General features: G+C 69.6%; 25 protein-coding genes. 14 read left to right on the top strand and 11 right to left on the bottom strand.

Going from position 1 to position 19,839, the window contains the following annotated elements:
• Positions 1–12: 12 nt before the first annotated feature.
• The 3 genes from N802_RS14420 to N802_RS14430 all read right to left on the bottom strand — a co-directional run bounded on the left by N802_RS14420 (position 13) and on the right by N802_RS14430 (position 1,643).
• Positions 13–222: a heavy-metal-associated domain-containing protein gene (locus tag N802_RS14420; protein ID WP_035917595.1), complete on the bottom strand. Its 210-nt coding sequence runs from the start codon at positions 220–222 to the stop codon at positions 13–15.
• A 107-nt stretch (positions 223–329) separates the two neighbouring features.
• Positions 330–638 carry a metal-sensitive transcriptional regulator gene (locus N802_RS14425; RefSeq protein WP_035917598.1) on the bottom strand — a complete coding sequence of 103 codons (309 nt, stop codon included), beginning with the start codon at positions 636–638 and terminating at the stop codon, positions 330–332.
• Between the two features lie 141 nt (positions 639–779).
• A complete protein-coding gene (locus N802_RS14430) occupies positions 780–1,643 on the bottom strand; it encodes a pirin family protein (protein ID WP_156971428.1) in 864 nt (287 codons plus the stop codon).
• Between the two features lie 98 nt (positions 1,644–1,741).
• On the opposite strand from N802_RS14430, the gene N802_RS14435 reads away from it, so the two are divergent.
• Positions 1,742–2,044, top strand: a complete 303-nt coding sequence (locus N802_RS14435) for a GNAT family N-acetyltransferase (protein ID WP_035917605.1) — start codon at positions 1,742–1,744, stop codon at positions 2,042–2,044.
• A 2-nt stretch (positions 2,045–2,046) separates the two neighbouring features.
• Here the strand turns inward: N802_RS14435 and N802_RS14440 are convergent, their stop codons facing one another.
• Complete coding sequence (locus N802_RS14440; RefSeq protein ID WP_035917608.1) at positions 2,047–2,559, bottom strand: GNAT family N-acetyltransferase; 513 nt, start codon at positions 2,557–2,559, stop codon at positions 2,047–2,049.
• An 18-nt stretch (positions 2,560–2,577) separates the two neighbouring features.
• On the opposite strand from N802_RS14440, the gene N802_RS14445 reads away from it, so the two are divergent.
• Positions 2,578–3,357, top strand: a complete 780-nt coding sequence (locus N802_RS14445) for a fructosamine kinase family protein (protein WP_245613951.1) — start codon at positions 2,578–2,580, stop codon at positions 3,355–3,357.
• Between the two features lie 59 nt (positions 3,358–3,416).
• The gene (locus tag N802_RS14450; protein ID WP_035917610.1) at positions 3,417–4,247 is read left to right on the top strand and encodes a VOC family protein; all 831 of its coding nucleotides are present in this window, start codon (positions 3,417–3,419) and stop codon (positions 4,245–4,247) included.
• A 182-nt stretch (positions 4,248–4,429) separates the two neighbouring features.
• Here the strand turns inward: N802_RS14450 and N802_RS14455 are convergent, their stop codons facing one another.
• From N802_RS14455 to N802_RS14465, 3 genes are all read right to left on the bottom strand, one after another.
• On the bottom strand, positions 4,430–6,142 hold the full coding sequence (locus tag N802_RS14455; protein WP_035917613.1) for an ABC-F family ATP-binding cassette domain-containing protein: 1,713 nt from the start codon (positions 6,140–6,142) through the stop codon (positions 4,430–4,432).
• A gap of 70 nt (positions 6,143–6,212) precedes the next feature.
• A complete protein-coding gene (locus tag N802_RS14460) occupies positions 6,213–6,638 on the bottom strand; it encodes a DUF1761 domain-containing protein (protein ID WP_035917616.1) in 426 nt (141 codons plus the stop codon).
• A gap of 63 nt (positions 6,639–6,701) precedes the next feature.
• On the bottom strand, positions 6,702–7,097 hold the full coding sequence (locus tag N802_RS14465; RefSeq protein WP_211254428.1) for a RidA family protein: 396 nt from the start codon (positions 7,095–7,097) through the stop codon (positions 6,702–6,704).
• A gap of 118 nt (positions 7,098–7,215) precedes the next feature.
• On the opposite strand from N802_RS14465, the gene N802_RS14470 reads away from it, so the two are divergent.
• From N802_RS14470 to N802_RS14485, 4 genes are all read left to right on the top strand, one after another.
• Positions 7,216–8,220: a helix-turn-helix transcriptional regulator gene (locus tag N802_RS14470; RefSeq protein WP_035917621.1), complete on the top strand. Its 1,005-nt coding sequence runs from the start codon at positions 7,216–7,218 to the stop codon at positions 8,218–8,220.
• 25 nt (positions 8,221–8,245) lie between these two features.
• Positions 8,246–8,728 (top strand): SRPBCC family protein, encoded by a 483-nt coding sequence (locus tag N802_RS14475; RefSeq protein WP_035917624.1) that lies wholly within the window; start codon positions 8,246–8,248, stop codon positions 8,726–8,728.
• Positions 8,728–9,921: an acyl-CoA dehydrogenase family protein gene (locus N802_RS14480; protein WP_035917628.1), complete on the top strand. Its 1,194-nt coding sequence runs from the start codon at positions 8,728–8,730 to the stop codon at positions 9,919–9,921. The genes N802_RS14475 and N802_RS14480 overlap by 1 nt, the downstream gene beginning before the upstream one ends.
• Positions 9,922–9,993: 72 nt before the next feature.
• A complete protein-coding gene (locus N802_RS14485) occupies positions 9,994–10,362 on the top strand; it encodes a tetratricopeptide repeat protein (protein WP_035917630.1) in 369 nt (122 codons plus the stop codon).
• Here the strand turns inward: N802_RS14485 and N802_RS14490 are convergent.
• Both N802_RS14490 and N802_RS14495 read right to left on the bottom strand, forming a co-directional pair.
• Positions 10,326–11,270: a MerR family transcriptional regulator gene (locus N802_RS14490; protein ID WP_084072244.1), complete on the bottom strand. Its 945-nt coding sequence runs from the start codon at positions 11,268–11,270 to the stop codon at positions 10,326–10,328. The two genes, N802_RS14485 and N802_RS14490, sit on opposite strands and share 37 nt — an antisense overlap.
• A gap of 12 nt (positions 11,271–11,282) precedes the next feature.
• Positions 11,283–11,741 carry an SRPBCC family protein gene (locus N802_RS14495; RefSeq protein ID WP_035917633.1) on the bottom strand — a complete coding sequence of 153 codons (459 nt, stop codon included), beginning with the start codon at positions 11,739–11,741 and terminating at the stop codon, positions 11,283–11,285.
• A gap of 126 nt (positions 11,742–11,867) precedes the next feature.
• Between N802_RS14495 and N802_RS14500 the strand changes: the two genes are divergently transcribed.
• From N802_RS14500 to N802_RS14520, 5 genes are read left to right on the top strand one after another with little or no spacing between them, the layout of a single operon-like run.
• Positions 11,868–13,160: an NAD(P)/FAD-dependent oxidoreductase gene (locus tag N802_RS14500; protein WP_035917635.1), complete on the top strand. Its 1,293-nt coding sequence runs from the start codon at positions 11,868–11,870 to the stop codon at positions 13,158–13,160.
• Positions 13,154–13,921, top strand: a complete 768-nt coding sequence (locus tag N802_RS14505) for a DUF1365 domain-containing protein (RefSeq protein WP_035917636.1) — start codon at positions 13,154–13,156, stop codon at positions 13,919–13,921. The genes N802_RS14500 and N802_RS14505 overlap by 7 nt, the downstream gene beginning before the upstream one ends.
• The gene (locus N802_RS14510) at positions 13,918–15,174 is read left to right on the top strand and encodes an SAM-dependent methyltransferase (RefSeq protein ID WP_035917638.1); all 1,257 of its coding nucleotides are present in this window, start codon (positions 13,918–13,920) and stop codon (positions 15,172–15,174) included. Before N802_RS14505 ends, N802_RS14510 begins: the two co-directional genes overlap by 4 nt.
• Positions 15,171–15,959, top strand: a complete 789-nt coding sequence (locus tag N802_RS14515; RefSeq protein ID WP_035917639.1) for an SDR family NAD(P)-dependent oxidoreductase — start codon at positions 15,171–15,173, stop codon at positions 15,957–15,959. Before N802_RS14510 ends, N802_RS14515 begins: the two co-directional genes overlap by 4 nt.
• Positions 15,956–17,332: a cryptochrome/photolyase family protein gene (locus N802_RS14520; protein ID WP_035917641.1), complete on the top strand. Its 1,377-nt coding sequence runs from the start codon at positions 15,956–15,958 to the stop codon at positions 17,330–17,332. The genes N802_RS14515 and N802_RS14520 overlap by 4 nt, the downstream gene beginning before the upstream one ends.
• Here N802_RS14520 and N802_RS14525 read toward each other — a convergent pair.
• Both N802_RS14525 and N802_RS14530 read right to left on the bottom strand, forming a co-directional pair.
• On the bottom strand, positions 17,304–17,900 hold the full coding sequence (locus N802_RS14525) for a methylated-DNA--[protein]-cysteine S-methyltransferase (RefSeq protein WP_035917642.1): 597 nt from the start codon (positions 17,898–17,900) through the stop codon (positions 17,304–17,306). The genes N802_RS14520 and N802_RS14525 overlap by 29 nt on opposite strands.
• Positions 17,897–18,376, bottom strand: coding sequence for an RNA polymerase sigma factor (locus N802_RS14530; RefSeq protein WP_052109978.1), 480 nt, complete (start codon positions 18,374–18,376; stop codon positions 17,897–17,899). Before N802_RS14530 ends, N802_RS14525 begins: the two co-directional genes overlap by 4 nt.
• Positions 18,377–18,453: 77 nt before the next feature.
• On the opposite strand from N802_RS14530, the gene N802_RS14535 reads away from it, so the two are divergent.
• A complete protein-coding gene (locus N802_RS14535; RefSeq protein WP_052109979.1) occupies positions 18,454–19,293 on the top strand; it encodes a glycerophosphodiester phosphodiesterase family protein in 840 nt (279 codons plus the stop codon).
• 10 nt (positions 19,294–19,303) lie between these two features.
• Positions 19,304–19,765, top strand: a complete 462-nt coding sequence (locus N802_RS14540; RefSeq protein WP_035917646.1) for an ATP-binding protein — start codon at positions 19,304–19,306, stop codon at positions 19,763–19,765.
• Positions 19,766–19,839 lie beyond the last annotated feature (74 nt).

Consider the following 19,839-nt stretch of genomic DNA (forward strand, 5'->3'; position numbering starts at 1 on the left):
TCATGCGGGGGCTCATGCCAGGGCGTAGCCGGCTTCCTCGACGGCGACGCGCACGGCGTCGTCCTCGAGCGGCGTGCTGCTGGTGACGGTGACCGAACCGGTGGCGAGGTCGACGTCAACGTTCTCGACGCCGGAGATCTCGCTGATCTCCTCGGTGACGGAGGAGACGCAGTGGCCGCAGGTCATGCCGGTGACGGTGAAGTTCGTGGTGGAGGTGCTCATGGTGATTCCTTCTCTCTTTCATCTCGCCTCGCTGGCATGAGGGAACGCTGGAGCGTCCCTGCAGGCTCACGAGGCCTGGGTGGGTTGGGTGTGGTGTGTGGGATGCGTCAGGACTTGACGAGGCGGGCGATCGCGTCGCTCGCCTCCTTGAGCTTGGCGTCGGCCTCGGGCCCGCCCTGGCGCGCGGCGTCGGCGACGCAGTGGCTCATGTGCTCGTCGAGCAGGCCGAGGGCGACCGACTGCAGGGCCTTCGTCATGGCGGAGACCTGCGTGAGGATGTCGATGCAGTACTTCTCCTCGTCGACCATCTTCTGCAGGCCGCGGGCCTGGCCCTCGATCCGGCGCAGCCGCTTGAGGTAGTCCTCCTTGTGGCCGCTCGCGATGTAGGAGTGCTGGTGACCCTCGTGCTCGTTCATGGCTCGATACTATACCCCCCTTGGGTATCTGTCGAGCCCACCCCAGTCAGAACGCGGAAGTCGTCGAATGACGCGGCAATATCCGCGACACCCGACGACTTCCGCGTCCTCGGCTGAGAGCGTCCGTGCAGGACGCGCGAATCAGTGGCGACCGTGGCGGGTGCGGCTGCGAAGGCGACCACCCGGCAACTCGGGCGCGGGTAGCCAACGGAGCCGGCCGGCATACCCGTCGACCTCACCGAAGCGCTCCGCGCGCGCCTGCCACGCATCGCGGAAGGCGACGATCTCGTCGTGGTCGCGCCCGATGAAGTTCCACCACATGACGATCGCTTCCTCATAGGGCGTCCCACCGAGCAGCACGGCCCGCGTCCCCTCGATCGCCTCGATCGTGAGCTCGGTCAGCCCCGCGTCGACGATGCCGAGGTCGCCGCGCTCCAGGGCCGTCCCGTTGAACGTCACCTTGCCCGTGTCGACGAGAACACCGTGCTCGTATGCCGTGTCGACCGGCACCGTCCACACCGCACCTTCGTCGAGCGTCACCTCCACCCCGAGCAGCGGTGTGCGGGTCCTGATCGGGGACGAGTGCTCGCCCAGGGTCCCGATGAAGACCCGCCCGTTCACACCCTCGGCGAGAGGGACGGCGGGTACCGCGTGGTGCTGGAACTCGCGCTCCAGGTCGCGGTCGGCCTCGGGCAGAACCACCCAGAGCTGCACCCCGTGGAGCGTCGACGTCGCGGACGTCGAGACCTCGGAGTGGGCGATGCCGTGGCCGCTCGTCATGAGGTTGACCTCTCCGGGGCGGACGAAGGCGTGGACGCCGCCGCTGTCGTGGTGCTCAACCTCCCCCTCGAAGAGCCAGCTCACCGTCTGGAGCCCGGTGTGCGGGTGTGGCGGCACGTCCATGCCGCCGGTCGACGCGACGTCGTCAGGCCCGTAGTGGTCCACGAAGCACCACGCCCCGATGAACGACCGGTCGCGGTGCGGGAGGGTGCGACGCACGGTCATGGCGCGGGGGCCACCGAGCGGGACCTCGCGTGGGGTGAGGACGTGGACTTCGGTCACGGCAGGCCTCCCGGCGTCGTCGGTGTGATCTGATGTCAAGCATGGCTGACAACGCTGGAAACGTGGTCGTGACGAACCATCCCGAGCGACTTCGCTACGAAGCGCACCTCGACGGCGAGCTCGCGGGCTTCGCCGCCTACCGTCTCGACGAGGGCCGGATCACCTTCACCCACACCGAGGTCGACTCGGCTTTCGAGGGCAAGGGAGTCGGCTCGTCGCTGGCCCGCGGCGCCCTCGACGACGTGCGCGCCAACGGTGAACTCAAGGTGCTGCCGCTGTGCCCGTTCATCAAGGGCTGGATCGCCAAGCACGAGGACTACCAGGACCTCCTCATCGCGCACTGACGCTAGGCGCCCGGCGGGCCTACGCCCCCAAGTGGCTTCTGGAACAGCGCCACGTCCTGCCAAGCGCCCTGCTTCCAGCCGATGCGTCGATAGGTGCCGACCGGCTCGAACCCCACCGCCCGGTGCAGTGCGACGCTCGCGTCGTTGGGCAGGGTCACGCCGCCACATGCCATGCGCATGCCCAGCTCCTCGAGTCGCTGGAGCAGCGCGGCATACAGGTGTCGGCCGAGTCCGCCGCCGCGGGAGGCCCGGTCGAGGTAGACGCTGACCTCGCACGAGTACCGATATGCCGCACGGGCCTTGAATGGCACGCCGTAGGCATAGCCGACGATCTCGCCGTCGCGTTCAACAACGAGCCACGTATGCCGAACCTGTGCGTTAGCGATGCGGGTCGCCATCTCATCAGGGTTGGGTGCGATCTCCTCGAACGTCGCGGCCGTGTGCTCGACGTAGTACGCATAGATCGCCGCGCAGGCGGCGGCATCAGCGGCCGTCGCGTCCCGGATGGTGCTCACGACTGACAGTGTGGACCCGTGCGCGACGAGCGGAAGACGTGGATCAAATCGGTGCGCGGTGGTCCTTCGCGGTACGCCGAGTGGGAGGCGTGCGGGCTGCGTTGGCTCGGCGAGGGGTCAGCCGCCGGTGGGGCTCGCGTGGTCGAGGTCCTCGACTCGGACTCGGATGGGCTCGTCCTCGAGCGACTCGTGCCTGTCGCGCCGACCGTGGAGGCTGCCGAGGAGTTCGGATCGGCTCTCGCCGCAACCCATTCCGCCGGCGCGCCGGCCTGGGGTGCGCCACCAGAGGGTTGGGACGGGCCGGGGTGGTTCGGACCCGCTGACCGACCGTTGCCGCTCGAGTTGGGTGCGTGGTCCAGTTGGGGCGAGATGTATGCCGTCCGCCTCGCTTCCCTGACCCGACTCGCCCGCGATGGCGGCGAACTCACCGCCGATGAGGCTCGAGACGTGGACGCACTCGGGGCTCGGTGTGCCGCAGGCGAGTTCGACACGGGAGAGGCTCCCAGCCGAATCCATGGCGACCTGTGGTCCGGCAACCTCATGTGGACCGCCGACGGCGTCGTCCTCATCGATCCCGCGGCTCACGGTGGTCACCGCGAGGCCGACCTCGCCATGCTCGACCTCTTCGGTGCGCCACATCTGGAACGGATCCACACGGCATACGACGAAGTTCGTCCACTCCAGGACGGGTGGCGAGATCGAGTCGGACTCCACCAGTTGTATCCCGTGCTGGTCCACGCCGTCCTGTTCGGAGGCGGATACGCGCGGCAGGCGATGGGCATCGTCGCTCGGCTCTGAAGCGGACCGGGGAGGGGTCGCTCGCGCGCGGGGTGCGCGAACGGCATACGGTCGAAGTCATGGCGACACACACCCGGCGCTGGGCGCCCGGCACCCCGTGCTGGATCGAGATCATGGTCGGAGACCTCGAACGCAGCCAGAACTTCTACCGGTCCGTCCTGGGCTGGGAGTTCGTGGACAGTGGGCCTGACTACGGCCACTACAACTTCGCGATGTTGAACGGTCGCCGGGTCGCGGGGATCTCGCCGCCGGCACCCGGCGACGACGAGTGGCCGCACGTGTGGACGACCTATCTCGCGTCCGACGAGATCGAGGCGACGGCCGAGAAGGCCGAGGCGGCAGGTGCCGAGGCACTCATGGAGCCCATGGCCGTGGGCGACCTCGCGCGGATGGGGCTGTGGCTGGACCCCACCGGAGTGGCGTTCGGCGCCTGGGACGCCCGCGAGCACACCGGCTACGAGGCACACCACGAGCCCGGCGCGGTCGGGTGGATCGATCTCACGACGCCGAGCCTCGGGATCTCGAAGACGTTCTACGCCCATGTCTTCGGGCTGACGTTCGATGACATGGAGACGCCGGGGATGGACTATGCGATGTTCACTCCGGAAGGGGAGGACGTGCCCGTCGGTGGGATGGGCGTGCTCCAGCCGGGCGATGAGCTCGGGCAGCGGTGGTGCGTGACGTTCGAGGTCGACGATGTCGATGCGGCGTGTGATCGGGTGCGTGCTGCTGGTGGTGAGGCGCCGTCGGAGCCGTACGAGTTCGAGTCCGGGCGGATCGCGACCGTGCGGGGGCCGGACGGTGAGGAGTTCACGCTGCTGACTCCCGCGCCGACACCCGAGGATCCTGAGGACCCGTCGGCTGACGACGAGAACTTCCGCTGGTTGTAGGGCTCCGTGGGTGCCCCGTCGCGTGACCCGGGACGTGCGTCGGTCCGGAGGGATGTGCGCGCAAGCCCTGCGAGGTGCGCTGATCGGGGAACGGGCGCGCACAGACTGGAGGGCCGCTAGCGCGTCGCGGGCCACGCGAGGGGCACGCACCCCGGACCACGCCATGGGGCAGCCCTCGCTGGTCAGCGGGCGCGGGCGACCCTGGCTTCGTCCCAGACGGGTTCGGGGGTCTCGACGACGCGACCGTCGGCGCCGAACACGAGGAAGCGGTCGAAGCCCCGCGCGAACCAGCGGTCGTGGGTCACGGCGAGCACCGTGCCCTCGAAGGCGCCCAGGGCGATCTCGAGGGCCTCGGCCGAGTGAAGGTCGAGGTTGTCGGTCGGCTCGTCGAGGAGCAGGAGGGTCGCGCCCGAGAGTTCGAGCAGCAGGATCTGGAAGCGGGCCTGCTGCCCGCCCGAGAGCGAGTCGAACGTCTGCTCGCCCTGTCGAGCCAGCTCGTAGCGGTCGAGGACCCGTGATGCTTCCTCGCGCCCGCGGCCGGCGCGGTGCTCGTCGCCGCGGTGCAGGATCTCGAGCAGGGTGCGCCCGCGCAGGGCCGGGGAGTCGTGGGTCTGGGCGAACCAACCCGGTCGCACGCGCGACCCCAACCGGGCAGAACCGTTGTGCCGCACCGGTTCCACGACCAGATCGCCCACTGGCCGGTGTTCGACGTCGGGGTCGCTCCCGCCGACCGCCAGAAGCCGCAGGAAGTGCGACTTGCCGGACCCGTTCGATCCGAGCACGGCGACACGCTCGCCGAACCAGACCTCGAGATCGAACGGCTTCATGAGGTCGTCGGCACCCGACTGCGGATCAGGCGCCAACAATTCCACGCCCGAGCACACGACCGCTCGCTTGGCCGTACGCCCGCCGGTGAGCCGCATGCGCACGTTCTGCGGGATGGCGACCTTCTCGGGCGGCCCGGCCTTCTCGAAGCGGTCGAGCTTGGTCACGGCGGCCTGGAGCTGGGAGGCCATGTCGGCGTTGTAGGAGGCCTTCTGGCGATACCTGATGACGAGCGCCTTGAGCTTGGCGTGCTCCTCGTCCCAGCGGCGCCGCATCTCCTCGAGCTTGTCGTTGCGGTCGACCCGCGCCTGGTGCCACGTGGCGAACGACCCCGGGTGCGTCCACGCATTCGCCCCGTTCGCTCCGGGCTCCAACGTCACGATCGCCGTCGCAACCCGCGACAGCAGTTCGCGGTCGTGGCTGATGAAGAGCACCGTCTTGTCCGAGGCGATGAGCCGATCCTCGAGCCACCGCTTCGCCGGCACATCGAGGTAGTTGTCCGGCTCATCGAGGATCAGCACGTCCGCAGGCCCGCTGAGCAGGGCCTCCAGGACCACGCGCTTCTGTTCGCCTCCCGAGAGGGAGGTGACGGCACGCCACTGAGCCCGCTCGAACGGCATACCCAAGGCTTGGGTCGTGACGGTGTCCCAGACGGTCGTCTCGAACTCGTAGCCGCCCGCGTCGCCCCAATCGGCGAGCGCCTGTGCGTAGGCCATCTGGGCGGGCTCGTCGTCGACCTCCATGATCCGCAGCTCGGCGGCATCAACAGCGAGCGCCGTCTTCCGAATGCGTTCTGGCGCAACGGAAATGAGCAGATCGCGCACGGTCGACTCGTCTCGGACCTTGCCGACGAACTGGTTCATCACCGCGAGCGTCCCCGACAGAGTGATCGCTCCCTCGTGCGCGGTGAGGTCCCCCGAGATGATCCGGGTCAGCGTCGTCTTGCCCGTCCCGTTGGGGCCGATGAGCGCGACGCGCTGCCCCTCGCCGACGCGAAACTGGACGGCGTCGAGCAGGGGGCGTCCGTCGGGCAGCGTGAACCCGACCTGGTTGACCTCGAGATGTGCCACAAGAGTCGATTGTCCAATCCCGTATGCCGTCCCGTCACCTGACTTTGTCGGCGCCAGTCTGGGGACGACGTCAGTTCGGCGGCAGCAGCCCGATCGCGAGCGCCATCGCGGTGACGACGAGGAACTCGTTGAGCACCGTGTGCCCGGTGACGGCGAACTTGCGCGGGTCGAAGGCGTCGTGGACGAATACGCGGGCGGCCGTGAAGCCGAGCCAGAGGATCCAGGCGGTGACCAGGGCGTTGGTGAGGTAGGAGCCGCCATAGAACTCGTGGCTCAGCCACGTCGCCCCGGCGAGCACCCACGCGGTGACGAAGCTCGCGACGATCATCATCGGATAGACCGCGTTCGACCCGCCCTGGACCGACTCGTCGGTGTGACCGATGGCCTTCATCCACCGCTCACCCATGACCTTGGGGTGGTAGTAGACGAAGCCGACGACCATGCTCGCGATGACGGCGAGGACGACGGCCAGATAGTTGATGTCAGGGGTTTGCATGAGCGGAGACTAGGTCCTCCCGGGTCGCCCCGGGAGGACCTAGCGCCGGTCATCTTGGCCGTGTCAGTCGACCGCGGTTGCTTCCAGTTCGACCATCTGTCCGGGGATGGCCAGTCGAGTGACGCCAAGCATCGTGGTTGGGGGTGCGACCCTCGCCGCGCCGAGGCGTCCCGCGAGCACGCCGTAGTGCTGAAAGAGCAGGTCGACATCAGTCGTGTAGACGTTGAGCCGGACGAGGTTCGCCAGGCTCATGTCGGCGGCGCCGAGCACCGCCTCGAGGTTGTCGAGGGCGAGCGTGAGCTGAGCCGCCATGTCGCCGTCGTGCTGCGGGGTGCCGTCGACGCCCATCGCTGTCTGGCCGGAGCAGTAGAGCGTGCGCGTCTGCCCGGTGACGACCTCCCCCTGGTTGAAGCCCATCTCCAGTGACCACGTCACCGGGTTGATGGCCGTCCGTTCGATTGCCATGTCTGCTCCTCGTTCGTTGATTCGGTATGCCGGGTCGTCACGTTGTCGGCTCGACTCACCTTGGTGGGCAATCACGACACGTTGTGTCAGGTATTCCTGCGAGGATCAGGAGGTGCGTGCAGATCGGTTGGTGTCGCTGGTGCTCCTGCTGCGCCAGCACGGTCGGATGTCCGCCTCTGCGCTCGCACAGGAACTTGAGGTCTCGACGCGCACTGTCCTGCGGGACATGGAGGCCCTCTCCACGGCAGGCATTCCCGTCTATGCCGAGCGGGGGCGGCACGGGGGATTCGCGCTGCTGCCCGGGTTCCGTACCGAACTCACCGGGCTGGGTGACGACGAAGCCCTCGCCTTGCTGGTGGCCGGATCGAGGCGTGGTGCGCAACTGCTCGGACTCGGGCCCGCCCTGTCCGCGGCGATGCTCAAAGTGGTCGACGGACTCCCGGCTCGCCATCGGCAGACAGCCTCAGGGGTGGCCGAACGCCTGCTCATCGATCCGGGGACGGACCTGCTCTCGCGCCAACAGTTCCCGGAAGAGGTGCCCAGCGAACTCATGCGTGAGGTGCGCCGGGCTGTCCTCGCCGGGCTGAAGTTGCGCATCCGCTACGCGCCACCAAACCGGCAGGCAACCTCGCGGACGGTCGACCCGATCGGGCTGGTGACAGTCCGCGAGCACGCCTATCTGCTGGCCACGAAGTCGGGGGAGGACCGCACCTATCGGCTGTCCCGCATCGAGTCCGCCGAAGCACTTCCAGAACCCGCCGAACGCTCCGAGCGCGTCGACCTCGGCAAGGCGTGGCGGGAGCGGAGTGAGCGCTTCCGTGCAGGCGGCGATCTCCTCACCGTGCAGGTGCGGGTGAGTCCGTCACGACGCGACGAGCTCGCGGGGACGGTGGTCGCCCTGCACGACGAGACGGTTGAGCCCGGCGGGTGGGTGCGAGTGGCGGTCGCCTTCCAGGACTTCCGGCATGCGGTGTGGGCCCTCTGGCAGTTGGGGGTCGGTGCCGAGGTTGTGGACCATCCCGAGTTGCGCGCGGCCGTGCGCGATCGTGCGGCCGCGGTCCTCGCTCACTACGAAGGGGCCGGCGAGCCTCACGGCGAAGGAGCCGGGGAGACCTGACCCTGCCGCGGGTAGATTCGGCGCCATGGCCACGGACGTTTCCCGCATCAAGCCCACCCTCGAGGAACGGATCGAGATCGCTGCGACCCCGGAGCGGGTCTGGTCGATCGTCGCCGACCCGGCCGCCATGGTGCGGCACAGTCCGATGGTGATCGCCGCACACGTCCGGCCGCGCCCGGTGCGCGAGGGCACGCGCGCCTGGAACCTCAACCGCAAGGGCCTGCTGTTCTGGCCGATGCGCACCAAGGTCATCGAGTACGACGAGCCCAGCCGCTTCGCGTTCGTCGCCAAGGACAACCAGTCGGTGTGGTCGTTCTCCCTCGAACCCACCGAGACCGGCACTCGCGTGATCCAGCGCCGTGAGACCCCAAGAGGGACGACGGCGTTCTCCGACACCCTCGCCGATCGTTTCCTCGGCGGGCAGACCGGGCTCGAGCGCGAACTCGTCGACGGGATGCGCCGGACGCTCGAGAGCATCAAGCGCGAGGCCGAGGGTCGGGCCGCCTGATGGCTGACTCGCCCAGGGCCCAGAAGCCCCTCGACCTCTTCGGGATCGACGGGCTGCTCCTTGCCGAGGACCGCGACATGCGCGACACGGTCCGGTCGTTCCTTGATGACCAGGTGCGACCGCACGTCCCCGGTTGGTTCGAGGCCGGCTCCGTTCCCGTCCGGGACCTCGCCCCCCAGCTCGGGGAGCTGGGTCTCCTCGGGATGCACCTCGAGGGCTACGGCTGCGCTGGGACGAGCGCCACGGCATACGGATTGGCCTGTGCGGAACTGGAGGCGGTCGACTCCGGCATCCGCAGCCTCGTTTCCGTCCAGGGGTCGCTCGCGATGTTCGCGATCTGGCGCTACGGGTCCGAGGAGCAGAAGCAGGAGTGGCTGCCGCGGATGGCGAAGGGCGAGGCGATCGGGTGTTTCGGTCTGACCGAGCCCGACTTCGGGTCCAACCCCGCGGGGATGCGGATGCGGGCGCGACGCGACGGTGAGGACTGGATCCTCGACGGCACGAAGATGTGGATCACCAACGGCTCGGTCTCCGACGTCGCCGTCATCTGGGCGCGGACCGACGCCAGCGATGGTGAGACGGTGCGCGGGTTCGTGGTGCCGACGTCGGCGCCTGGATTCTCGGCGCGCGAGATCACCGGCAAGCTGTCGCTGCGGGCGTCGGTGACGGCCGAACTCGTCTGTGAAGGCGTGCGGTTGCCGGCATCGGCGATGCTGCCCGAGGCGCGCGGGCTGTCCGGGCCGCTGTCGTGCCTCTCGGAAGCGCGGTTCGGGATCATCTTCGGCGCGCTCGGCGCGGCCCGCGATGCGCTGGAGACGACGATCGCCTACACGCAGGACCGCGACATGTTCGACAAGAAGCTCGCGGGCTACCAGATCACCCAGACCAAGCTCGCCGACATGACGCTCGAGCTCGGCAAGGGGATGCTCCTGGCCCTGCACCTGGGCGCCTTGAAGGACGCCGGGACGCTGCGGCCGGAGCAGGTGTCGCTGGGCAAGCTCAACTCGTGCCGCGAGGCGATCGCGATCGCTCGGGAATGTCGAACCCTGTTGGGCGCCAACGGGATCAGCGGCGAGTACTCCCCGATGCGGCACGCCAACAACCTCGAGTCGGTCCTCACCTATGAGGGCACCTCCGAGGTCCACCAGCTCGTCATCGGACAGGCGCTCACCGGGCTGCCCGCGTTCCGTTGATCGGCTCGGCTAGGAATATCTTGGAGGACTCCTAGATTGCACTAGCGGCACACATCGAGGAGGAGAGAGATCATGGGCGAGGACTCGTTCGCCAAGGACTACGAGATGGCACGCATGCGCTTCGAACTCGGAGAGTATGCCGCGGCCGCACCGCTCTTTGCCGAGCTCGTCGACCGCTCTGCTCTCGAGCCGCCCCTGCACGGCACGACCGAGTTGCGCCTCTATCTCGCGCGTTCCTACTACCACTCGGCCCAGCTCTCCCGCGCCGAGGAGATCCTGCGCGCCATGCTCGTCGACCACGCCGACGACCACTACGCGCTGCTGCTGCTCGGTCGGACCCTGCAGCGCCAGTCCCGGCACGACGAGGCCAAGCCGCACCTGGCCATGGCCAAGCTGCTCGGCGGCTACGACATCGACGGCCCGGACTTCCCCGACCCCTGACCTCCGGTGGCCGCAGTGCTGACCTCGGACTGGAGCAGGGCTGCGCCGGCGGCGAAGTCGTGACCCAGGTGGGTGACCCCGGAGACGTCGTCCTGGTGGCGCCCACCCACCCCGATGACGAGGTCGGGTGACCCGGCCCGCAGGCGATCCACCACACCCTGGGCGGCGACCACGTCCGCGAGTCGCGGCACCGCCATGACGACGGCCGCGGCACGGCGCGTCTGAACCGCGGACTCCCAGGTGTCGCCGGGGAGGTCTGCGCCGACATAGGCGGTGGACACTCCTGCGCGGCGCGCCGCCACCGCGAAGGTGAGGATTCCCAGCTCGTGCCGCGCCCCCGGCGGCAGCCCGAACACGACGAGCGGCCCGGCGCCCCGCCCCGACGCCGACTCGTAGAAGGCCGCGAGTCGGCGCTGCACCGCATAACTGACGAGGTGCTCCCCGGCGACGCTGAGCCGACCGTCCGCCCAGGCCTCCCCGACGCCGATGAGCGTCGGCATCAGCCACCTGTTGGCCACCTCTTCGAACGTCCCCCCAGAGGCGAGGCCGCGGTCGAGGAGAGCAGCAACCTCCGGTGCCTGGAGGTTGTCGGCCGCCCGAATCAGCTCACCCAGTGCCTCCGTGCCCGCACCGTCGGCACCCGCCGGATCCGCGCCGGACTCGAGGTGCTCGAGGTGCTCGACGCTGCCCGTCACCCGCTGCAGGGTCTCCGCCGCGGCTTCACCGGCGCTCCAGCCGTCGTGGACCAGCGCGGCCATGATGGCAATCGTGCGCACGTCCGCGTCCGTGTAGAGCCGGTAGTGCCCGTCCGATCGCTGGGGTGTCACGACGCCGTAGCGGCGCTCCCAGGCGCGCAACGTCGAGAGCCCGACCCCGGTCAGCTCGGCGACGCGCTTGATCGTGTACATGGTCTGTGCAGCCTAGGCCCCGGTCTTGCCGCGCCCGGTCCCAGCCAGCCGCTGGAGGGCGGAGTGCAATCCTTGCTCCGCGTCGTCGCCCAGCTTTGTGAAGGCCGGTGCCAGGAGCGGCGCCACGACTCGTGCCAGGCCCTTGAACGTGAAGGTCGCCTCGTAGGTGAGCTCGGTCCGGCGTTCGTCGCCCGCAAAGGTCATGACGTCATGGGCCACGAGGGTCTTGTTCTCGCCGCGCAGGGCGAACCTCCGGCCGGGCTCGAGGGTGGTGACTTCGTAGGTCAGCTCCGACTCGCGCCCCAGGAAGCGGGACACATTGCGATACACGGTGCCGACCCCTCGATCACCGCTCACCCGCTCGGTGAGGACGGTCGCCGGGTCCCACTCCATGGTCGTCGTGAAGTCGCTCAGGAACTCGAACGCCGCCGAGCGGGGGACGTCGACCGTGATGGTCCGGATGATGCGCATGGTCCCACTCCTCAAACCTTTGACAAACCTTGTACAACCATCTTACGTTGGCGCTGACCCCATCCGCGACCCCGTCGGCCACGAACTGTCCGCGACAGACCCGGCACCGCCAGCAAAGGAGCACACGTGACGCGACACCAGCGCCCGACCGTTGCGGTCATCGGGGCCGGCGTCACCGGCCTGACCGCAGCCCACGTCCTCGCCCGCACCCACGACGTGACCCTCTTTGAGGCCGACTCCCGCCTCGGCGGCCACGCCCACACCCACGACGTCCCCGGCTCGTCCGGCGGGAACCTCCGCGTCGACAGCGGGTTCATCGTCCACAACGATCGCACCTACCCCCATCTCACCCGACTCTTCGACGAGCTCGGAGTGCGCACCCAGCCTGCCGAGATGAGCATGAGCATCACCTGCGACGGATGCCGGCTCTCGTATGCCGGTGGGCGCGGACTCGGGGGCATCCTCGCCCAGCCGCGTCGGCTCGCCGATCCGCGCTTCGTGCGGATGCTCACCGAGGTGCCGCGCTTCCATCGGGCCGCCCGGAAGGTGCTGGCCGGTGCCGACTCCGGTTCCGGACAGGGCCACGAATCCGGCCCCACCTGGGGCGAGTTCCTCCGCGACGGCGGCTACAGCACCTACTTCATCCGGCACTTCGCCATCCCGCTCGTCGCGTGCGTGTGGTCGTGCGGCGACCTCGACGCCGAGAGCTACCCGGCGCGACACCTCTTCCGGTTCCTCGACCATCACGGGATGCTCACGGTCACCGGTTCGCCGACGTGGCGCACCGTCGTCGGCGGGTCGGCCACCTACGTCGACCGGCTCGCCTCGGGACTCCCCGATGTCCGTCGGGCGAGCCGGGTCGCTGCGGTGTCGAGGCACTCCGACGGGGTGGACGTGCGGGTCGAAGGGCAACGCACGGTGACGCACGACAAGGCAGTGGTGGCGACCCACGCCGACCAGGCGCTCGCGCTGCTCGTCGACGCCAGCCCGGAGGAGAAGGAGAGCCTGGGCGCCATCCGCTACTCCCGCAACACGGTCTGGCTGCACCGCGACTCGACAGTGCTGCCGTCGACTCCGGCCGCTCGGGCCTCGTGGAACTACCGCATGTCGTCGTGCAGCACGCCGGCACCGAACGTGACGGTGAGCTACTGGATGAACCGGCTGAGCGGCATACGGGATCGGGACGACCACGTCGTCACGCTCGATCCGGAGGGGCGCGTCGACCCGGACCTCGTCACCGCCCGCATGGAGTACGACCACCCGATCTTCACCGCCGAAGCCGTCGCGGCAGCCGACACCCTGCGCACTGCGGGTGGTCCGCGGCTCGCCTTCGCCGGGGCCCACCTCGGCTGGGGATTCCACGAGGACGGCTGCCGCTCCGGTGTCGAGGCGGCCGCCCGGCTCGGTGCGTCATGGTGAGGCCCTCGACACCGAGCCTCGTGGTCGGGGAGGTCTCGCACGCCCGGCGCCAGCCGGTCGTCCACCGGTTCCGCCACCGTCACTACCAGTGGCTCGTCGACGTCGACGACCTGCCGCGTCTGCCGTGGCCGCTGACCTCGCTCGCGAGATTCGACCCCCGTGACCATCTCGCCGGCGGGGGCGCTGTCGACCGGCACGGAATCGGCATTGCCGGTGACGTCCGCCGCTTCTGCTCCGAGCGTGGGCGCCCACTCCCGGACGGGACGCGGATCCTCATGCTCGCCCACGCCCGTGCCCTCGGCCACGCGTTCAACCCGCTCACGGTCTTCTTCTGCCTCGACGCCGAGGACCGGCTCGGCACAGCGGTGCTCGAGGTCCACAACACCTACGGGGAGCGGCACTCCTACGTGCTCGCGCCGGACGCGGACGGCAACGCGAGCGTCGACAAGGCGTTCTACGTCTCCCCGTTCAACGACCTCTCCGGCTCGTATGCCGTCCGCCTCCGTCTCGACGCACGTCGCGTCGGCGCGTCCATCCGTCTCGACCGGGCCGGCGAGACGGTGTTCACGGCGTCGGCCATGGGCGACCCGCGCCCGGCGACGGTGCACTCCGTGCTCGCGCTGTCCCTCCGACACCCGCTCATGACCTACCGCGTCCCTGCCCTGATCCGGTGGCATGGGATCCGTCTCTGGCTCCGGCGCCTCCCCGTCGTGAAGCGCCCATCACACGAATCCACCCCCAGCCAGGAGGCTGCACGATGACCACCGCCACTCACCGGGCCGAACTCGCCCCGCTTGCGCTGCTCACGCCGCCGCGTGTCCGGGCAGCCCTGGCCCGCAAGGTCATCGGCACCGTGCTCGACCGGGTGCCAGTCACCGTTGAGCTGCCCGACGGCACCCGCCTGGGTGACGTCGCCGGGCACGATGGCGAGCGAGTGGCCTCGATCCAGCTCGTGCGCCCGGATGCGTTCTTCGCCCGCGTGGGCCGTCATCCCAAGATCGGCATCGGCGAGTCCTACATGGCAGGGGACTGGCAGCCCGGTCCGGGCACCGACCTGGCCGACGTCATGATCCCCTTCGCCGATCGGATGACGACCGCTGTCCCCAAGCCGCTCCTGGCCCTGCGCCGCATGGTCGACAGTGCCGTCCCCGCCGTGCAGCGCAACACTCCTGCCGGGTCCCGCCGCAACATCGAGGCCCACTACGACCTGTCCAACGACTTGTTCGCCGCCTTCCTCGACGAGACCCTCACCTACTCCTCCGCGCTCTTCGACCACACCCGCCCGCTGGCCGCGCAGTCACTCGAGGAGGCGCAGCTCCGCAAGGTCCACGCGATCCTCGACGGCGCCGGGGTCGGGGCGGGGACACGGGTGCTCGAGATCGGGACCGGTTGGGGCACGCTCGCCATCGAGGCTGCTCGCCGCGGCGCCGACGTCACGACGCTCACCCTGTCCCGCGAGCAGGCCGACCTCGCTCGAGGGCGGGTCGCCGCCGCAGGGTTCGACGATCGCGTCGACATCCGTCTCGAGGACTACCGCGAAGCGACAGGGGAGTACGACGCCATCGTCTCCGTCGAGATGATCGAAGCCGTCGGCGAGGAGTTCTGGCCGAGCTACTTCGCCTCCCTCGACCGTCTCCTCGCGCCGAACGGTCGCATCGTGATCCAGTCGATCCTCATGTCGCACGACCGCTACCTCGCCACGCGCAACTCCTTCGGCTGGATCCAGAAGCACATCTTCCCCGGTGGGCTCATCCCCAGCCTGCAGGCGATCGACGAGGTCGTCCGCGACCACACCGGGCTGCGACGGCAGGCAGTCCACGCGTTCGGCACCGACTATGCCGAGACCCTGCACCGGTGGCGCCAGCAATTCACCGAGGCCTGGCCGCGAGTCGAGGCACTCGGGTTCGACGACACCTTCCGGCGCAAGTGGGAGTTCTATCTCGCCTACTGCGAGGCCGGGTTCAGCACGGGCTACCTCGACGTGGCCCAGATCAGCCTGGCGCGACGCTCATGAGTCGTGAACCCGTTGCGGGACAGCGGATCTGGATCGTCGGAGCCTCCAGCGGCATCGGCGCCGAGCTGGCCCACGAGCTGGTGCGCCGAGGTGCCCGTGTCGCCATCAGCGCGCGGCGCCGCGAGGAGCTCGAAGCGGTCGCCGGGTCGGGCCGCTCGGACGCCGCCTCGATCGCTGCGGCGCCGATCGCCGTCGTCCCGGTCGACGTCACCGACCGAGCGTCCGTCGATGGCGCGGCGGCCGCCGTCCGCGCCGAACTCGGCGGCCTCGACGGTGTCATCCACAGTGCCGCCTACTGGAAACAGTTCGACGCGACCACGTGGGACCGCGACGACTTCGCCCGTCACATCGAGGTGAACCTCCTCGGTCTCAACAACGTCCTCGGTGCCGTCGTGCCCGAATTCGCCCGATCGGGGGCCGGGCACGTGGTCGGCATCGCCTCGGTCGCCGGCTACCGCGGCCTCGCCGGGTCGGAGGCCTACGGGGCGACGAAGGCAGCCCAGCTGAACCTGCTCGAGGCCATGCGAGCGTCCCTGTCCCGCAGCGGAGTTCGCGTGACCACGGTGTCCCCGGGCTTCGTCCGGACACCGATGACGGACACCAACCGGTTCACGATGCCCTTCCTCATCGACGCGGACGAGGCCGCTCGCTCCATCGCCGACGGCATGGAGTCCGGGGACGACGACATCTCCTTCCCGCTGCCCATGGCCGTGGCGATGAGGGTCGCGCGCCTCGTCCCCGGTCGCGCCTGGACCGCCCTCAGCTCGCGGGCGTCGCGCGAGTGACCGTGTCGGTGCTGTGGTTCCGCCGGGACCTGCGGCTCGGCGACCACCCCGCCCTGCTCGAGTCGATGAAGGCCGACGCGCGAGTCGTGCCGGTCTTCGTGCTCGACCAGCGACTCCTCGGGCATCGCACGCCCCGCACCGAACGGCTCTTCGCATCCCTGGCCGACCTTCACGAGACCACGGACGGTCGGCTCGTCGTCCGCTCCGGCGACCCCCGGACGGTCATCCCGGACCTGGCGCGTGAGGTCGGGGCCTCGTCCGTCCACGTCAGCCGCGAAACCACCCCCTTCGGCCGGCGCCGGGACGAGGCCGTCGAGGCGGCGCTCGCGACCGACGGTCGCCACCTCGTCGCCACGGGAACGCCGTATGCCGTGGGGCCGGGACGGATCCGCACGGGTGCGGGGACGGCATACAAGGTCTTCACCCCCTTCGCCCGCGCCTGGCGGGAGCACGGCTGGCCGGGGCCCGCCCCGCATCCCGGAGCGGTGAGGTGGGCCAGCGGGGTGGACAGCGAGATCCTTCCGAGGGCCGCCACCTCCACCGACAGCCCCGCAGTGGGGGAGGCGGCCGCCCTCGCGCGGTGGCGGACGTTCCTCGACGAGCGACTGGCCGACTACCGGACCGAGCGCGACCGTCCCGACCTCGACACCACGAGCCGGCTCTCGATCCCGCTCAAGTACGGCGAGATCCACCCCCGCACCCTCCTTGCCGAAGTCGCGGCGCACGACGCTGCCGGCTCGGCGGGAGCGGAGACCTTCACCACCGAACTGGCCTGGCGGGAGTTCTATGCCGACGTCCTCTGGGAGAACCCGGACTCCGCGTGGCACGACCTGCGGGACAACCTCACCCACCTGCCCTACGACCGAGGTCCCGAGACCGATCGGCTCGTCGACGCATGGCGCGAGGGCCGCACCGGCTACCCGTTCGTCGACGCCGGCATGCGGCAGCTCCTGGCCGAGGGGTGGATGCACAACCGGCTGCGGATGGTCACGGCGAGCTTCCTCACCAAGGACCTGCACGTGTGGTGGCCGGTCGGTGCGCGCCACTTCCTCGACCACCTCCTCGACGGCGACATCGCCTCGAACAACCACGGGTGGCAGTGGGTCGCCGGGACGGGCACCGACGCCGCGCCGTACTTCCGCGTGTTCAACCCGGTGAAGCAGGGCCTGCGGTTCGATCCCGACGGTGGCTACGTCCGTCGATGGATCCCGGAGCTGCGCCACCTCGAGGGGGCCGCGGCCCACGAGCCGTGGCGCAGCGCGGGCGGGTTGGGGCACGGCTACCCGGAGCGCATCGTCGACCACGACCAGGAACGCCGAGAGACGTTGGCGCGGCACGAGAGCGTCAGGGGGCGGAACGGGCCTCGAGCGTGAGGAGGAATTCCTTGGCCGCCGGCCCGCCGGCATACCCGCCGACGTTGCGGACGCCGCCCTCCACGGAACCGCCCGCTGGCAGCACTCGGTGACAGGGCACGAAGACGCACAACGGGTTCGCGCCCAGCGCAGTCCCGACCGCCCGAGAGGCCTTCGGCCGAGCGATCGCCGAAGCCAGCGCGCCATAGGTCGTCGATGACCCATAGCCCACCTGCGCTGCCAGCGCCGAGAGCACCGACCGCTGGAACGCACTGGCCAGCACCAGGTCCACGGGCACGGAGAACCGCTCCAACCGCCCGGCCAGGTAGTCGTCCAGCTCCCGACGCGCCCCGTCGAGCGGCCGTTCGTGGTGCAGCACCCGCGGCGATACGACATCGGCCAGCCGCTGCAACCATGCAGATTCTTCGTCGGCCGACGCGACATACGCCGACGTGACAAGCCGCCCGTCGGAACGCACCGCCAACAGCAAGCGACCCACGGACGTGTCAGACACGGCATACGAGATGTCGGTCTCCGGCAGCACGGGCCGCCGCACCTCCGGCGCAAACTCAGCAAACACAGAACTCATCGCATTTCCTCCACATCCACCCGGAGCGCAGCGAGCGCATCCGACACCAGACGCCGACTCATCGCCGGCGTCGTACCCAACGCAGCAGCCACAGCGCGATGGTCGAGGTCCCCGACGTACTTGAGGACCACGGCCTCCCGTTGACGCTCAGGGAGGGCCGCGACCCGCGCCCACAACCCGTCGTCCGGCTCCACCGGCGCAGCCACGACAGGCGCCGCAGGCAGAGAACCAGGGTCCTCGTGGGCCACCGTCCGGCGCCGTGACCGGTGCACATCCATGGCGCACCGATGCGTGATCGTCAGCAGCCAACCCCGCAGGTTGCGCGTCGACGTGACCCGCGGATAGGCCGCGAGCGCCTGGGTCCAGGCCTGCTGGGCGACGTCGTCGCCGTGATCGGGACCGGCCAACGCATGCGCGAGTCGACCGACGTCGCGCCAGTGCGCGTCGACGAGGCTTTGGAAGGGCGGCAGGCTCACGATGATTCAACGGTATGCCGTCCAGTTCTGTGAGTCGCTCCTCCCACCGGAGGCGCCGCGCTGGAACGATGGGGCGCATGCAGGCGAGTGCGGCGGGGAGCGCGGGCGAGCGGAGGCAGCCCGGCGACAAGCCCCGAGTCGTCGCCCACCGCGGAGCGAGTGACACCCACGCCGAGCACACCCTTGCCGCCTACACGACCGCGTTCGGTCTCGGAGTCGACGGGATCGAGTGCGATGTGCGGCTCACGGCCGACCACCACCTCGTGTGCGTCCACGACCGGCGAGCCAATCGCACGAGCAACGGCAAGGGCGTCATCTCCACACTTGAGCTGGCGCGGCTGGAGGAACTCGACTGGGCCAGCTGGAAGGTCCTCGACGACGGAACCGCCCCCGAGGGCGCCGACCGGGACCCCGAGCGCGGCCGCATCCTCACCCTCCGCAAACTCCTCGCAGCTCTGGTCGATCAGCGCCAGGACTTGCTCACCCTCATCGAGACGAAGCACCCGACGCGCTACGGCGGCCTCGTCGAGCGGCAGCTCGTCACGGTGTTGCGCGAGTTCGGGCTGACGACCGGTGACCTGTCTCAGTTGCCGCACGTGCGTGTCATGTCGTTCTCGCTCCTGGCCCTCATGCGGATGCGGGGGCTGGCACCACAGGTTCCGCTCGTCTATCTCGTCGAGATGGGTGCACCGCGCATGTCCTTCGACGGGTCACTTCCCACGGGCATCGACATCGTCGGCCTGGACGTCCGAATCGTGCGTCGGACCCCGTCGATCGTGCGTGCACACCAGCGCCGCGGTCACCAGGTCTATGTGTGGACGGTGAACGAACCCGAGGACGTCGAACGCTGCGTCGAACTCGATGTCGACGTCATGATCACCGATCGACCGCGCGACGTGATGGCGCTGCTCGATTAGAGTCCAGCGCGTGACTTCCAAGGACGAACCCGCCCTCGACGAGTTCGGCGGCCCCATCGGCCACGGCCAGGTGCGCACGATCCGCGCGCCCTGGGGCGCCTCGACGGTGACGCGCGTGCGCAAGGCCGTCGTCGCCGACCTGCGAGCCCGGGGCCTCGACGAGCAGACGGTCGACGAAACCGAGATCGTGGTCTCCGAACTCATGACCAACGCGATCCGGCACGCCCGGCCCCTCGCCGACGGCTGCCTGCGTGTGCGCTGGAAGGTGCGCGGTGAGGTCGTCGAGGTCGAGGTGACCGACGGCGGCGGCGACACCGTGCCCGTCCCGGCCCCGGCAGCCGTATGGGTGTCCAGTGGCCGAGGGCTGCGCATCATCCGCTCGCTCGCGCACGAGTGGGGTGTGGGCGAGGACAAGGGTGCCCAGACCGTGTGGGCTGCCATGGGCGGACCGAGCCGCCGCCGCGCCACCTGACCTGAGCTCGTAGCGTCCGGCAACCCGACGGCATACGCCCCGAAGTTGCGGACGCAAGGGCAAGGCCAGCGACA

This window comes from Knoellia sinensis KCTC 19936 (assembly GCF_000768705.1).
GTDB classification, from domain to species: domain Bacteria; phylum Actinomycetota; class Actinomycetes; order Actinomycetales; family Dermatophilaceae; genus Knoellia; species Knoellia sinensis.

Coding starts and splice junctions, on each gene's coding strand:
- N802_RS14460 (WP_035917616.1), bottom strand. CDS start 6,638: ATGCAAACCCCTGACATCAACTATCTGGCCGTCGTCCTCGCCGTCATC.
- N802_RS14525 (WP_035917642.1), bottom strand. CDS start 17,900: ATGAGTTCTGTGTTTGCTGAGTTTGCGCCGGAGGTGCGGCGGCCCGTG.
- N802_RS14490 (WP_084072244.1), bottom strand. CDS start 11,270: ATGTACACGATCAAGCGCGTCGCCGAGCTGACCGGGGTCGGGCTCTCG.
- N802_RS14510 (WP_035917638.1), top strand. CDS start 13,918: ATGACCACCGCCACTCACCGGGCCGAACTCGCCCCGCTTGCGCTGCTC.
- N802_RS14475 (WP_035917624.1), top strand. CDS start 8,246: ATGGCCACGGACGTTTCCCGCATCAAGCCCACCCTCGAGGAACGGATC.
- N802_RS14480 (WP_035917628.1), top strand. CDS start 8,728: ATGGCTGACTCGCCCAGGGCCCAGAAGCCCCTCGACCTCTTCGGGATC.
- N802_RS14515 (WP_035917639.1), top strand. CDS start 15,171: ATGAGTCGTGAACCCGTTGCGGGACAGCGGATCTGGATCGTCGGAGCC.
- N802_RS14505 (WP_035917636.1), top strand. CDS start 13,154: ATGGTGAGGCCCTCGACACCGAGCCTCGTGGTCGGGGAGGTCTCGCAC.
- N802_RS14420 (WP_035917595.1), bottom strand. CDS start 222: ATGAGCACCTCCACCACGAACTTCACCGTCACCGGCATGACCTGCGGC.
- N802_RS14535 (WP_052109979.1), top strand. CDS start 18,454: ATGCAGGCGAGTGCGGCGGGGAGCGCGGGCGAGCGGAGGCAGCCCGGC.
- N802_RS14485 (WP_035917630.1), top strand. CDS start 9,994: ATGGGCGAGGACTCGTTCGCCAAGGACTACGAGATGGCACGCATGCGC.
- N802_RS14425 (WP_035917598.1), bottom strand. CDS start 638: ATGAACGAGCACGAGGGTCACCAGCACTCCTACATCGCGAGCGGCCAC.
- N802_RS14435 (WP_035917605.1), top strand. CDS start 1,742: ATGGCTGACAACGCTGGAAACGTGGTCGTGACGAACCATCCCGAGCGA.
- N802_RS14430 (WP_156971428.1), bottom strand. CDS start 1,643: ATGACCGTGCGTCGCACCCTCCCGCACCGCGACCGGTCGTTCATCGGG.
- N802_RS14450 (WP_035917610.1), top strand. CDS start 3,417: ATGGCGACACACACCCGGCGCTGGGCGCCCGGCACCCCGTGCTGGATC.
- N802_RS14495 (WP_035917633.1), bottom strand. CDS start 11,741: ATGCGCATCATCCGGACCATCACGGTCGACGTCCCCCGCTCGGCGGCG.